The sequence below is a fragment of the Marinobacter psychrophilus genome, from assembly GCF_001043175.1.
In the GTDB taxonomy this organism is placed as follows: domain Bacteria; phylum Pseudomonadota; class Gammaproteobacteria; order Pseudomonadales; family Oleiphilaceae; genus Marinobacter; species Marinobacter psychrophilus.
In genome coordinates this window covers 1,092,602-1,104,569 of the sequence record NZ_CP011494.1, presented here as the reverse complement: position 1 = coordinate 1,104,569, position 11,968 = coordinate 1,092,602, and the positions used below count along the sequence as shown (strand labels likewise).

Here is an 11,968-nt window from a genome sequence, read left to right as displayed (position 1 = left end):
CTTTTATATGGTAGCGGGGGCTGGATTCGAACCAACGACCTTCGGGTTATGAGCCCGACGAGCTACCAGACTGCTCCACCCCGCATCAAACTGTTTGTTAATTAAGGGCTTTCTCCTTCTCCCCTCAATCAACGTGAGACGCATATTACGGACTGCACGCGCTGGTGTCAAAGACTAATATTGGCAATGAGCAATTCACGGTGCCGTTACCGTTTTTCTGCCGACAATCAGGCCTGATGACCCTCTTTGTTGTTAAAACTATGGGGTAGGATGTGTTGCAGTGCCTGCTTATAATTTTTGCCATGCTCATCGCCAAAGGACAAACGCCATGTCGGATCTGTATTTCAAGCTGATGAACACCTCACTCGGGCAAACCGCAGCCAATACCTTGGGCTTGCCTGCGCCGGTGCCTTTGCAACGACTGAAACGGGTAGACCAGCCGTTCATTGAAGGCGATGTTCTGCTGGGTGCTGCAGTCGGCGGCAAGTTGATTTCCGAGGTGGGCCGGGTGCTGGGCGCAAGTGCTGCCAAGCTCTATCACGCCAGCGGCGATAAACGGCTGGTGGATTCAGCCAGGGCTGAAAACCGGTCGAAACCCAAGGTTCTGCCGCTGAGCAAGCCTGGCCATTTTTCAGCACTCGTATTTGACGCCAGCGGCATCAAAACGCCCGAAGAGCTGAGCGCAATGTATCAGTTTTTTCACAGCAGTTTAAAAGGCTTGGCTCAGCACGGGCGGGTGCTGGTGCTGGGCGAGCCCGTAAAAAATTGCCGTAAGCCGGCCCATGCGGCGGCACAACAGGCGTTAGAAGGATTTATACGCAGCGTGGCGAAAGAAATTGGCAACAAAGGTGCCACTGCGAACCTGTTAAGGGTAGCCACTGGCGCCCAAAACAACCTGAACTCCAGCCTGCGTTTTTTCCTATCTGCGAAATCAGCGTATGTGTCCGGACAGATTGCCCAGATCGATAAAAGTACCGAGGCAGCCTTGACCAACCCGGTGGCACCTCTCACCGGCAAGCTGGCCCTGGTGACCGGCGCAGCCCGCGGTATTGGCTTGGCCATCGCACAAACCCTGAGCCGCGACGGCGCTACCGTGATCGGAGTGGACTTGCCCGCCGCACGGCAGGAATTACATCAACAGATGCAAAGCCTGAAGGGCCATGCCCTCGCGCTGGACATTACCGAAGCTGATACGCCCCAGGTGATTGCCACGTTTATTGAGCAACTCGGTGGCTTGGACCTGCTAATTCACAATGCCGGCCTTACCCTCGACAAAACCCTGGGCAATATGCCTGAGCAGTCTTGGAACGCGGCCATCAGTGTGAATTTGACAGCGGCCATGGCCATTACCGAAAGAATTCAACGGCATGAGTTATTGCACGCTAACGGGCGCATTGTGTGCCTGTCATCGGTTAGCGGTATTGCCGGCAATCGCGGGCAAAGCAATTACGCTGCGGCAAAAAGCGGGCTTATTGGCTATGTGCAGGCGGAGGCGCGGCAGCTCAAAAACGGCACCACTATAAATGCGGTTGCGCCCGGATTTATTGAAACTAACATGACAGACGCCATGCCCATCGCCGTTCGCGAAGCGGGGCGGCGGATAAACAGCTTGCTCCAAGGTGGGCAACCGGTGGATGTGGCCGAAACCGTCAGCTGGCTGTGTAGCCCGGGGTCGGGTGGCTTGAACGGCAATGTGGTAAGGGTTTGCGGGCAGTCGTTATTGGGCGCCTAGCAGCCACATTTTAAGCCCACAAAAAAAGCCTACACACGTAGGCTTTTTTGGTGAAGGCGCAACTACGATGCCCTCGCAAACGCTTTTCAAAACATCTATAGCGCGTGTACCGATTACTTTTTAAACCTTCTGGCACCAGCCAGACCCAATAGGCCCAGACCCATGAGGGCCAGCGATGACGGCTCAGGAACGACCCGAACATCATCTATAAAATTACCCGCGGTGCCCTCCGGCGAAATCGTTTCGAACATTAGACGCGTAGTTTCTTCAATTGCTTGAAAAACAAAACTATATTTTGTCCAGGCGGTGGTTGTCAGTAACACATCTTCATCTAAGCTCCCCGCACTCACATTAAAGGATTGGTTGCCAGGATTACCCTTTCGCTCAGCAGCGGCGAAGGTCAGCGTGTAAAAATCACCAGCGGTGGTGTCAAAGTCTTGCCAGATCGACCAAGTTGGACCGCCGTCATTTTGTGCGTTCAATTCCACATGCTGTTTGCCTTCATAACTCGCGATACCCCAATTGGCCCATATCTCGATTTTTGTGTTACTAGTCCAGCCATCAACACTTGCGGAAGGATACGAGGGCGTGGTCGCATTCGGACCCGCACCCGGAAGCTCAAAGCCACCATTTGTTATCAAGCTCGCGTGAGCGGCACCGGCTGCAAACGTTGTTGCACATACACTGATCAATGCACTGGCAATAATCTTCCGCATAAAAATACTCCATTTCTGGTAAAAATTTAAATTGAGCAGGCTGAACGTTTTATCGATTTAACTCATTACCTGTCCAAATAATCGCTATATAACATCTGAAAAATAAATACCAGAATAAAAACTATCCATATAATACATTGACTTAAAAGTTATTTCTCTCGCCGCAGCAGGCCATAAAAGATAAATGTGTAAATAATACCGACGTATCTTAAAACTGTAACTGTATGAATATCATGCTTGTAGCTTTTATATGCCTAAAATGCGCTCTTGGAGGTGTAAATTTTTCTGACACCTAGTCGAAGTATAGGGAGCTGCGTTTACGGTGGAACGTTTGGCCGTGCTCAAGGTGACTTGCACGACAAACGAGTACGGGTTTGCGGGCAATTTGTGCTGGGCGGTTGATGCAGGCAGTTTTCGTCACGCATAAAAAAACGGGCAGCCTCAATGAGACTGCCCGTTTTTCAAATATGGTGGGTGGTACTGGGATCGAACCAGTGACCCTCGCCTTGTAAGGGCGATGCTCTCCCAGCTGAGCTAACCACCCGGATAGTTGGCGGAGCGGACGGGACTCGAACCCGCGCCCCCCGGCGTGACAGGCCGGTATTCTAACCAACTGAACTACCGCTCCGCAGCCATCCGGATTTCCCCGAATGCAATGTCAGGTGTTGTGCCTGACGGATCCTTGAAGACTAAGTGGTGGGCGGTACTGGGATCGAACCAGTGACCCTCGCCTTGTAAGGGCGATGCTCTCCCAGCTGAGCTAACCGCCCGCTTTGGCCTTTCAAAGATTCACTGTTTGCATCTGCCACTTGGCAAACGTGTCTCAAACAAGTGAGCGGCGCATTCTAAGCATTTCTGCCTCCATGTCAAATGTTTTGCCTAAAATCCCCTTAAAATCCCCTTAAAATGCCGTCACACCGGAGATTTGTTCATTCACTAACCTATTTACCGATCCGTCTACTGGCCGGCGAGCTTCGCCTGCAGGTCATTCACTTCCTGCGACAATCGCACCAGGCGCGATGTCATTTGCGAACGCGACGAATCAATCACCTCAACGGTTTTTTTCAGCTCGGCGATTTCACTCTGCATGGCGCCCGCCCCGTTGACATTGGTTGTGCTTATAACCACTTTTTCCAGCGCAGCAATACGGCTTTCAATACTGCTGGTGGTGAGTTTCTGTTCTTGCTCAAAACGGCGAATAGACGTGGTGATACGCTCGTCAGTGCTCTTGGCTAAGGTATTGGTTTTCTGATTTGCCGCAGCCAGTTCGGCTTTTAGCGACAATGCACTGGTTTGAACAGCACTTACTCTGGCTGCCAGCTCGGCGCGCTCGCCCTGTTGCCGTGTGGTGGCGTCGCTCAACGCCGTTTCTGCGCTTGCCACCGCGGTCTGAACGCTCGCCAAATCATTACGGTTTTTGCCAAGTGCCGTTTCAAGTTCGCTAATCGCAGCCGCCTGCTGCTCTAGCAACTGCTTGTTGCGCTCATTGGCAATAACCCACAGTTTGCGAATTTCACTGTCGGCGTTATCCAGCCGCGTCTTCTGTGACGCCAGTTGTTCATCCAACGACACACCGGCTTGTTCGAGGTTTTCGCCCGTTTCAGACAAGGTGCCTTCAAATCGCGCCAGCGCCAGCTTGCTTTGGCGCACCCAGCTGTCGGCTTCTTCCACCTGGCTTTCCAGTGCCTGAATACGCTGACCCTGAATGTACCAGCCGCCAACGGCCACGCACGCCAACACAATAACCAGCAGCCACAAAATTCCGGCGCCACCACTACCATTACCTTGCGACCCGCTGCCGGCCGCGGCTTTCGGGGTTTCAGGAGCCTTTGCCGGCTTGCTCCGACTGGTTGATGCGGGTTTGGCGCTGCTCGCAGATTTGGCAGAGACGATTGGGCTATCCGGCCGCTCGGCTCTTAATTCATCTTTATCTGGTCGAATAGGTTCCATATCGGGTCCTTAACTGAGTCGCTGTTCGGTGCTTACGCCGCGCCGATTGCATGGCTTTGGGCCACATCATACAATAGTGGGCTTTCCAATCATCGAAGGATTGTTGCTTATGCAACCGCTGGTAGGACTCATCATGGGTTCCAAATCCGACTGGCCGACCATGGAAAACGCCGCCAACATGCTCGACAAGCTTGGCGTGGCCTATGAAACCAAAGTCGTTTCCGCTCACCGCACCCCCGACCTGCTGTTTGAATACGCCAAAACGGCGGCCGACCGCGGCCTGAAAGTTATCATAGCCGGCGCCGGCGGTGCAGCCCACCTACCCGGCATGATAGCCTCGCAAACGTCTTTGCCGGTGCTTGGCGTGCCGATACAGTCGAAGGCCCTGAACGGTCTTGACTCGCTGCTGTCGATCGTACAAATGCCCGGTGGCATCGCCGTAGGTACCCTGGCCATCGGCAAGGCAGGCGCCACCAACGCAGGTTTACTGGCGGCCCAAATCATCGGTACGTTTGACCAAACCACGCGCCAAGCTGTTGACGAGTTTCGCAGCACGCAGACCCAAACAATTCTGGACAGCCCGGACCCGTCAGTTCCGTGAATCAATGATGACATCACCAACGCTAGCGAGCTGTGCGAAAACTCAATGCCACAAATGGACAGGAGAAAACACATGAGAATTGGCGTACTAGGCGCCGGCCAACTGGGAAGAATGCTCGCCCTGGCAGGTTACCCACTGGCCAAAGACTTTGTGTTCTACGACATGTCAGGCAGCCCCAGTGCCGGCATAGGCGAAACCATCAGCGACCCTGAAGGCCAAAGGCTGGACGAGTTTCTGAACAAGGTTGACCGCGTCACTTACGAATTTGAGCACCTACCAGTAGAAGTCGCTGAAAAGATTGCAGCAAAAACCATTGTGCACCCCTGCCCCCGCGCATTGCAGATATGCCAGAACCGCGAAGCCGAAAAAACACTGTTCGGCCAGCTAGGCATTCCTACACCGCAATGGAAAATCGCAGACAGCGCTGAAACGCTGCGGGCCGCCGCTGAAGAACTCGGCTGCCCGGTCGTCGCCAAGACCAACACCGAAGGTTACGACGGCAAAGGCCAGGCCGTATTGAGAAGCCCGGATGATGCCGCTGCTGCCTGGCAGAGCATTGGCCACCCACGCCTGATGGTCGAAAAGTTCGTCGATTTCAGCCGCGAACTGTCGATTATTGCCGTGCGCGCCGAATGCGGCGATGTGGCGTTTTACCCTATGGCGGACAATGACCATCATCAGGGTATTCTGCGTTATTCCGTTGCCCCGGCGCCAAAACTACAAGCCCACCTGCGAACCGAAGCAGAATACTATATTCGCGGCTTACTGACCGAATTGGACTATGTGGGCGTATTGACCCTTGAGTTATTTGAGACACCAAATGGCTTAATAGCGAATGAAATGGCTCCGCGAGTGCACAATTCCGGCCATTGGACCATTGAAGGTGCCATGACCAGCCAGTTCGAAAATCATGTACGTGCTGTCAGCGGACACCCTCTGGGGAATGTAGAGCCGCGGGGAGTCAGCTGCATGATTAACATCATTGGCGAGCACGGCGAAATCGAGCGGATTTTACAACTGCCCTACGCCCATGTTCACCTGTACAACAAGCAGGAACGACCTGGTCGTAAATTGGGCCACGTGAATATTCTGGCTGACAATTACCAAGAACTGGTATGGAGAGTCCTGAATTGCGCTCAATTTTTGCCGGGTTGTCCGGAGTTTAACAGCACCTTAATGTCAAAGGGTTGATCTGGCCCAAAGCGACCCTATTATTAGTAGTTGTAGCGAAGTTTTGATAACGAAGCACTGATAGCGAAGTTCTGATAGCGAAGCAATCTATATAAAATCGAGAGAAAACGGAGAACGACCTCATGGCCTTTGAACTACCTGCACTGCCGTACGCAAAAAATGCTCTGGAACCGCACATTTCCGCGGAAACTCTGGATTTTCACTACGGCAAGCATCACAACACCTATGTCACCAAGCTGAATGGCCTGGTTGAGGGTACTGACGACGCTAACAAGTCGCTGGAAGACATCATTAAAAGCGCCAGCGGCCCACTGTTCAACAACGCAGCCCAGGTGTGGAACCACACCTTCTACTGGCATTGCCTGAGCCCCAACGGTGGCAACGAGCCAACCGGCGCAGCGAAAGACGCCATCGAAAAAGCCTTCGGTTCTTTTGATGACTTCAAAAAAGAATTCAACGACAAAGCCGCCAACAACTTCGGCTCTGGCTGGACTTGGCTTGTGAAAAAATCAGACGGCAGCGTTGCGATTGCAAACACCAGTAACGCAGAGACGCCGCTGACTGGCGCAGACAAGCCAGTAATGACGGTCGACGTTTGGGAACATGCCTATTACGTGGATTACCGTAATTCACGTCCTGATTACCTAGCTGCTTTCTGGAAGCTGGTGAACTGGGACTTTGTGAACAAAAATTTGGCTTAAGTAGGTCAAACCGGGGACGAGCCAAAATAGGTACGGATTTCAAATCCGTTCCCGGTAACCGTTCCCAGTTTTGCTCACAAAAGTGCCCGCCTAGTGCGGGTATTTTTGTGAGCGAAAAACAGCGAACACCTGTTTTTCCGAGTGGAGTTGCCATACAGGTCAGTGTTTTTAAGCCATCAAGCCGCTAAACTTTATCGGGGACGGTTTCAAACTCGTCCCCGATAAAGTTTACTGGGGACAGATTTGAAATCTGTCCCTGTTTTTGTCCCTGCTCTAAAAACACCGAATGGACACGCTATGACAACTACGATCGGCCTGATTATAATTGCCGCCATTGCCCTATTCCTGGTCATCATCTACAACCGACTGGTGGCTTTGCGCAACCAATTCCGCAACGGATTTGCCCAGATTGATGTGCAACTGCAGCGCCGCCACGACCTGATCCCTAATTTGGTAGAATCCGCCAAAGCCTATCTAAGCCATGAAAAGAACACCCTCACCCAAGTGATGAACGCCCGTAACAACGCCGTTGATGCACAGCAGGAGGCGGCTAAAAATCCCGATGACGGCAAGCGTATTCAACGCCTGGGCGGCGCCGAAAACATGCTGACCAAGGCCCTCGCCAACTTTTACGCCGTGGCCGAAAACTACCCGGATCTGAAAGCCAACGAAACCATTCAGCAATTGATGGAAGAGTTGTCCAGCACCGAAAACCGCGTGTCATTTGCACGCCAGGCCTATAACGACACAGTGATGACCTACAACACCTACCGCGAGCAGTTTCCCAACAATGTGATTGCCGGGTTGTTCGCTTTTCAAGAAACCTCACAGCTGCAGCTGGAAACCCCGGAAGCTCGCTACGTACCCAAAGTCTCATTTTAAGCGGTGCCGACACCCATGGCCCATTCGCCTTTCTTTCAGCGCCAGGCCAAAGCCCGGCGTAACACCTTACTGTTGGTGGCGCTGTTTTCAACCGCGGTTATGCTGATTACGTTGTCGGTGTGCGTGGTGGGCTACATGGTTACTCGCAGCACCACCAGCGCCTTGCCGTTTCACCACTGGCTGCTCACCAGCCACGGCTTAATTACCGCCGGCGCCAGCATCGCGCTGATGGGCGTGGGCTCGCTAATACGCTGGATTGATCTGGCCGATGGCGGCCGGCGGGTAGCCGAAATGGTGGGTGCCCAGCCGATAAACCCAGACACCAACGACCCGCTGGAACGGCGCCTGCGCAATATTGTTGAGGAAATGGCCATCGCTAGCGGCGTGGCAGTGCCTGAACTTTACGTGATGGATCAGGAAACCGGCATTAACGCCTTTGTGGCCGGTTACAGCCCCGCTGAAGCGGTGATGGTGGTGACCCATGGAGCACTCACCCAGCTTACCCGCGATGAGCTCCAGGGCGTGGTAGGCCACGAATTCAGCCACATCCTGAATGGCGACATGCGCCTGAACGTGCGCCTGATTGCCTTATTGGCGGGCATTCTGATGATTGGCCAGATTGGGCTATTCCTGGCTCGCGCAGGTTCCTACAGCGGCGCCGTGCGCACACGCCGCGACAGCCGCGGCCAGTTCGCCCTGGGTACCTTGGGCCTCGTGCTTATCGTGATTGGCTACGCCGGCGTGTTTTGCGGCCGGCTAATTCAGGCCGCCGTGTCCCGCCAGCGCGAACGCTTGGCCGATGCTTCATCGGTGCAGTTCACTCGCAACCCGGATGGTATCGGCGGCGCGCTGCTCAAAATAGGCTTGCAAGGCAGCCATCTGGGCACCACCCGCCACGCCAGCGACATGAACCACATGTGTTTCGGCGAAAGCACCCGCATGAAGTTTATGGGGCTGCTGGCGTCGCACCCGCCCATTGAAGACCGCATCAACGCCTTGCAGCCAGGGCTGATCACCCGTTTGCGCAGTCGCCTGCGGGATACCCGCAGTAGCGAGGCCCTGCGCAACACACAAGCCGAAAACAGCGCACAACGCCAAGCTAACGCTTCAGGCCATGCGCCCGGCAACGCACCAGAAAGCACTCAAACCAGCACACCGGCCAGCGCCCTGGGTTTTGCCGACCCGGCTCCGTTCAACACCCTTGCCAACAAAGGTTCCGGCTCGCCACTGGCAGGCAACAATCGCTACCGAATAGCCGCAAATACGCCTATGTCGGTGCGCGTTGGGCAGGTCTATCCGGGTAGTGAAAACTATGCCAAGGACCTACTGGGCCAGCTACCTGCCACCTGCCGCGGGTTGATCTATACCCGCGCCGGTGCGGTGCAGCTCAGCTACAGCCTGCTGATTGCCGACTTGCCCGCAGAGCAGCAACAACGTTACCTGGCGCTGCTGCCTGCCCATTCGGTGGTGGGCCACCAAGAACCGATTCTACAAAAATTGCTGCCTACAGTCACAGCGCTGGGCGCAGCCGCCCGCTTCCCGCTGCTGGAGCTGGCGATGCCGGCTTTGCGTAAGCTGGACCCAAGCGAACAGCAACAGTTAATTCACAATGTGAAAGCCCTGGCTGTGGCCGACCAGAACATTTCACTGTTCGAACTCGCCCTCACCAGCTTTTTCAGCCGTCATTTGTCACCCCGGTCGGGACGGGCTGTGGCGGTGAAGTACCGCAGATTTCAGCCGGTGTTGCCGGCATTAAGGCAGCTGTTCAGCCTTCTGGCCAGAGCCAGTGCAGACAACCCGCAACAGGCTCAAGCGTCGTTCAGCCAGGCCATGGCCGGCTTTGGTGTGAGCGGTGATGCCGTACCAAAAATGCTGACGAGCGTAAGCCTGCGTGAGCTGAGTCAGGCCCTGGCGGAGCTTAATAAACTGTCGCCGCTGTTGAAACCGGCGATTATAGACGCTAGCGCAGAGTGCGTGAGCCAGAATGGCCACATCAGTGTGCGGGAATACGAGATGATGCGGCTGGTCGCTGACCAGCTGGACTGCCCTATGCCACCGCTTATTGACTAGGCATTGCGACCGGCCCAGGGACAGATTTTAAATTTGTCCCCTATCTTGGGCTGAACAGGCTGTCAATCGAGCGGTCCTCGCCGTTATCCGGAAGGCCCAGCTTTTCACGGATGTGCAGGTCAACTTCTTTCAAAGACTGGTATTTGCTGTCGGTGACTGCCGCGGCGTCGACTTTGCCCAGCATGATGGTCGGGCGCAGAAATACCAGCAGGTTTCGCTTAACCCGGCTTTCTGATTCTGACGAGAACAGCCGGCCCAAATAAGGAATGTCGCCCAGCAACGGCACTTTGCTCTTCTGCACTTCGTAGTCATCTTTCATCAAACCACCCAACACGATGGTTTCGCCGTCGTCTGCCAGTACGGTGGTTTTTATTTCACGCTTGTTGGTGATCAGATCAGAAGCCCCGGCAACGGTGGTGGGCGACACATTCTCGGTGGTTTGCTCCACCACCAGGCGCACCAAACCATCAGCACTGATAGTCGGCGTTACTTTTAGGGTCAGGCCTACGTCGCGACGTTCGATGGTGGTAAAAGGATTGGTGAGCCCTTCACCGCTCACCGCCGCCTGGCCGGTACGGAACGGTACGTTCTGGCCGACAATGATTTCAGACTCTTGATTGTCGAGGGTTATAATACTGGGCGTAGACAACAGATTCGCCGCCGACGATGTTGAAAGCGCCTGAATCAGTAGCCCCCAGGTTACTCCATTGCGGTTGCGGTCACCGGCGCCTGCGGTTAAACCACCGGCCAGAGCCGGCACCGTGCCATCGCCCAATACCGCACTGATCACCTGATTCAAGCCCAACATACCGCCACTGGCCAGGTTGGTTCCTAACACCGGAAAGCCGCCAGAACTCTCATCACCGGCGGCTAACTGAACACCCAGTTGCTCGCCCATGTCTTCGCTAATTTCCACGATTGCCGCTTCAATCATGACCTGGGCGCGGCGTATATCCAGCGCCATAACAATTTGCTCGGCTTCTTGCATTAATGATGGCTCTCCGCGAATGACCAGAGCATTCAGGCCTTCATCGGCAAACACCGCGAACTGACCACTGGGGCGATTGCCGCCTGCGGTTTCTCGCACCAGCTCACCCATCACGCCTTTAAGCAAGTCCGCCAAGGATTTGGCGTCGGCGTTTTTCAACCGCAGCACTTTGGTAGTGCCGCCGCTGGCCGAGGGCTGGTCCAGCTGGCTAATAAGGCCACGCATTTTGGCGCGAAAGTTTTGATCACCCCGTAGAATCAACCGGTTACTGCGCTCGTCGGCGGTTACACTGTATTTGCGAACCGCGTTTTCAGTGCCATTACGGGCCAGCTCATCCGGCGCCAGTTCCTGCAACAAGGTCACCATGTCGCCGACCCAGGCTTCGTCCAGCTGAATCACTTCCACCTCGTATTTGGCCGGGCTGTCGAGCTCTTTCACAATCTGTTCAATGCGTTGGATATTGGCGTAGTGGTCACTCACTATGAGCGCGTTGGCCGTCGGTACCGCGGCTAGATGGCCGTACTTGGCGACCAGCGGACGCAATATTTGCTCCAGCTCCCGTGCGTTGGCGTTATCAACCTGAATCACCCGGGTAATCAACTGTTCCGAAGGCGTTATGGAAAAACGGTCGAGGGACTCCGCAGACTGTTTGGCGTCTACCTGCTGCACCACTTTGATGACTTCTTCACCGGGAATGGCGGTAAAACCGTGGACGCCCAGCACCGCCAGAAACAGATCGTAAATCTGGTCCTTGTTCATCGGGGCGCTGGACAGCACCGTCACTTTGCCTTGTACTCGTGGGTCAATCACAAAGCTGTAACCGGTAATGTCGGCTACCTGAGCCACAAAAGCGCGAATATCGGCGTCTTTCATGTTCAACCGCCAAGTACCTTCCTGGGCCAGTGCCGAAGACATCAGCGGCAGTAACACAAACAGGGCAAGCGCCCGCATCAGGTTGGTCGTGTGAATAGGCATCTGGCAGATATATCCCGTTTGTTAGGCCTGGTTAGTATAAGTCTAGGCAACTATAGCACCAGCACCAGCACTAGCACTAAAAGACGTTACCAGAGCGAAAAAAGGTTTTCAGGCGCCATAAAAAAACCCCCGAGGGTGGCCGCAGTTTATGCGACGCACCGT

General features: G+C 54.6%; 9 protein-coding genes and 4 tRNA genes. 6 read left to right on the top strand and 7 right to left on the bottom strand.

Features of this window, described 5'->3' with window-relative positions; all coding sequences use genetic code 11:
* Positions 1-8: 8 nt before the first annotated feature.
* Positions 9-85, bottom strand: a tRNA-Met gene (locus tag ABA45_RS05005).
* A gap of 243 nt (positions 86-328) precedes the next feature.
* Between ABA45_RS05005 and ABA45_RS05000 the strand changes: the two genes are divergently transcribed.
* Positions 329-1,732: a 3-oxoacyl-ACP reductase gene (locus ABA45_RS05000; RefSeq protein WP_048384563.1), complete on the top strand. Its 1,404-nt coding sequence runs from the start codon at positions 329-331 to the stop codon at positions 1,730-1,732.
* Between the two features lie 113 nt (positions 1,733-1,845).
* Here ABA45_RS05000 and ABA45_RS04995 read toward each other — a convergent pair whose 3' ends face one another.
* The 5 genes from ABA45_RS04995 to ABA45_RS04975 form a co-directional block, all read right to left on the bottom strand.
* A complete protein-coding gene (locus tag ABA45_RS04995; protein WP_048384562.1) occupies positions 1,846-2,448 on the bottom strand; it encodes a DUF642 domain-containing protein in 603 nt (200 codons plus the stop codon).
* A gap of 468 nt (positions 2,449-2,916) precedes the next feature.
* Positions 2,917-2,992, bottom strand: a tRNA-Val gene (locus ABA45_RS04990).
* Between the two features lie 7 nt (positions 2,993-2,999).
* Positions 3,000-3,076 (bottom strand) — tRNA-Asp (locus ABA45_RS04985).
* 66 nt (positions 3,077-3,142) lie between these two features.
* Positions 3,143-3,218 (bottom strand) — tRNA-Val (locus ABA45_RS04980).
* Between the two features lie 187 nt (positions 3,219-3,405).
* Positions 3,406-4,398, bottom strand: a complete 993-nt coding sequence (locus ABA45_RS04975) for a hypothetical protein (RefSeq protein ID WP_048384561.1) — start codon at positions 4,396-4,398, stop codon at positions 3,406-3,408.
* A 109-nt stretch (positions 4,399-4,507) separates the two neighbouring features.
* On the opposite strand from ABA45_RS04975, the gene purE reads away from it, so the two are divergent.
* The 5 genes from purE to ABA45_RS04950 all read left to right on the top strand — a co-directional run bounded on the left by purE (position 4,508) and on the right by ABA45_RS04950 (position 9,843).
* Complete coding sequence (purE, locus tag ABA45_RS04970; protein WP_048384560.1) at positions 4,508-4,999, top strand: 5-(carboxyamino)imidazole ribonucleotide mutase; 492 nt, start codon at positions 4,508-4,510, stop codon at positions 4,997-4,999.
* Between the two features lie 72 nt (positions 5,000-5,071).
* Entirely contained in the window at positions 5,072-6,190 is a 1,119-nt protein-coding gene (locus ABA45_RS04965) for a 5-(carboxyamino)imidazole ribonucleotide synthase (protein ID WP_048384559.1), read from the top strand.
* A 122-nt stretch (positions 6,191-6,312) separates the two neighbouring features.
* Positions 6,313-6,891 (top strand): superoxide dismutase, encoded by a 579-nt coding sequence (locus tag ABA45_RS04960; protein ID WP_014870267.1) that lies wholly within the window; start codon positions 6,313-6,315, stop codon positions 6,889-6,891.
* A gap of 297 nt (positions 6,892-7,188) precedes the next feature.
* Positions 7,189-7,773, top strand: a complete 585-nt coding sequence (locus ABA45_RS04955; RefSeq protein WP_014870266.1) for a LemA family protein — start codon at positions 7,189-7,191, stop codon at positions 7,771-7,773.
* A gap of 15 nt (positions 7,774-7,788) precedes the next feature.
* Positions 7,789-9,843 (top strand): M48 family metallopeptidase, encoded by a 2,055-nt coding sequence (locus ABA45_RS04950; RefSeq protein WP_048384558.1) that lies wholly within the window; start codon positions 7,789-7,791, stop codon positions 9,841-9,843.
* 40 nt (positions 9,844-9,883) lie between these two features.
* On the opposite strand, the gene gspD is transcribed toward ABA45_RS04950, so the two are convergent.
* Positions 9,884-11,806: a type II secretion system secretin GspD gene (gene gspD / locus ABA45_RS04945; protein ID WP_048384557.1), complete on the bottom strand. Its 1,923-nt coding sequence runs from the start codon at positions 11,804-11,806 to the stop codon at positions 9,884-9,886.
* Positions 11,807-11,968: the final 162 nt, after the last annotated feature.